Annotated in this window: 1 protein-coding gene; it reads right to left on the bottom strand. The window is 71.1% G+C overall.

Going from position 1 to position 1,828, the window contains the following annotated elements; all coding sequences use genetic code 11:
• The coding region (locus tag ACQKIP_RS46500) for a condensation domain-containing protein (protein WP_427745768.1) at nt 1–1,703 on the bottom strand (1,703 nt) is incomplete at its 3' end.
• Nucleotides 1,704–1,828 lie beyond the last annotated feature (125 nt).

Here is a 1,828-nt window from a genome sequence, read left to right on the forward strand (position 1 = left end):
GTCATCAACTCCAGGCGCTCAGCGGGATACTCCGGATCCAGCGGCACGTACGCACCCCCGGCCTTCCACACCGCCAGCATCGACACCACCATGTCGACACCGCGCGGCAGCCGCAGACCCACCCGCGACTCCCCGCGCACGCCCTGGCGCCGCAGATACCGAGCCAGCCGATTCGACCTGGCCTCGAGCTCCGCGTATGACAACTCTTCGGATCCACAGCGCGCGGCGGCCATGTCCGGGGCCCGGACCGCCCATTCCCGGAAGCGTTCCGGCATTGTCTTCGCCCCGACCGGCCGCGCCGTGGCATTCCACTCCCCCACCACCAGCGCCCGCTCGCCCGCACTGAGTACGTCGATCTCACTCAGCCGCACCTGCGGATCGGCCGCCACCTGCTCAAGGACTCGCACCAACCGGCTCACGATCCGCTCGGCCTCCCGCCGGTCGAACAGGTCGGGCCGGTAAGCCAGCTCGATCCGGAGCTGGTCGTGCGGGGTCACCCCCACGGTGAGGGGATAGTTCGTGGCCTGTCGGGTCTCGCCGCCGGAGATGGTGTAGGTCTCGGTGCGGCCCTTCCGCGGTTCCGGGGCCCTGGGAAAGCTCTCGTACACGACCAGCGTGTCGAATCCCGCGCCCGGTCCGGCCGCGCGCTGGATTTCCGCCAGGCCGAGGTGCTGGTGTGCCATCAGCTCCGACTGGCGCTGCTGCAGTCCGGTGAGCAGTTCAAGCACCGGCAGTTCAGGCCGTAGGCGGACTCGTACCGGCAGGGTGTTGATGAGCAGTCCGACCATCGACTCCGCCCCGGGCAGCTCTGCCGGGCGGCCCGCCACGGTGGCGCCGAAGACCACGTCGCGGCGGCGTGCCAGCCGCGCGAGCACCAGTGCCCAGGCGCCCTGCACCACCGTGTTCACAGTCAGGCCATGGGTACGGGCCAGCTCCGTAAGGGCCCGGGTGGCGGGCTCGGAGAGGTCGCGACGGCACTCCTGCGGCAGGACCGCGGTCCGCTTCGGGTCGGCGGCCGCTACCAGCGTCGGTTCTTCGGCGTCGGCCAGCTCGGCCTGCCAAGCGGCTCGTGCCGCTGCCTTGTCCTGGCGGTTCAGCCAGGCCAGGTAGTCCCGGTAGCCGGCCACCGGGGGCAGCGTGCGGCTGTCGCCGCGGGCCGCGTACACCGTGGCCAGCTCGTCGAGCAGCACCGGCATCGACCAGCCGTCCATCAGGATGTGGTGGGTCGTCAGCACCAGCTGGTGCCGTTGGTCGGCGAGCCGGATCAGCAGCAGCCGCAGTAGCGGCGCGGCTGCCAGGTCCAGCCGCTTCGCGTGCTCCTGTGCGGCGAGTTCAGCTGCTCTGGCCGCCTGCCCGGGCTCCGCCAGGCCGGACAGGTCGATCTCCCGCCAGGGCAGTCGCACCGTACGGGCGATGAGCTGGACCGGTGCTCCCGACTTGCGCTCGTGGAAGCTCGCCCGCAGTGCCGCGTGCCGGTCCAGCAGCGCCTGCCAGGAGGCCCGGAAGCGGGCCGGGTCCAGCGGCCCGGTTATCGAGATCACCGTCTGCAGGGCATAGACGTCCGGGCCTTCGCCGTCGAAGGAGGCGTGAAAGAGCAGCCCTTCCTGCAGCGGAGAGAGCGGCCAGACTTCGGCGAGGGCGTTTCCCTTGGCGCCGGCGGAGGCCGGCGAAGTGGTCGCGGTAGGCGAAGTGGGCGTCTTCACAGCGGGTTGTCTCCTTCGCGTTCTGCCGCCAGCGCTTCGAACTCCTCGACTTCGTCCTGGGCGAGCTCGAGCAGGGGGAAGTCGGAGGGGGTGTGGCCGCCGGCAGCGGGGTCGCCGTCCATGTG

Origin of the sequence: Streptomyces sp. NPDC059900 (assembly GCF_050270335.1) — a bacterium.
Classification (GTDB): Bacteria; Actinomycetota; Actinomycetes; order Streptomycetales; family Streptomycetaceae; genus Streptomyces.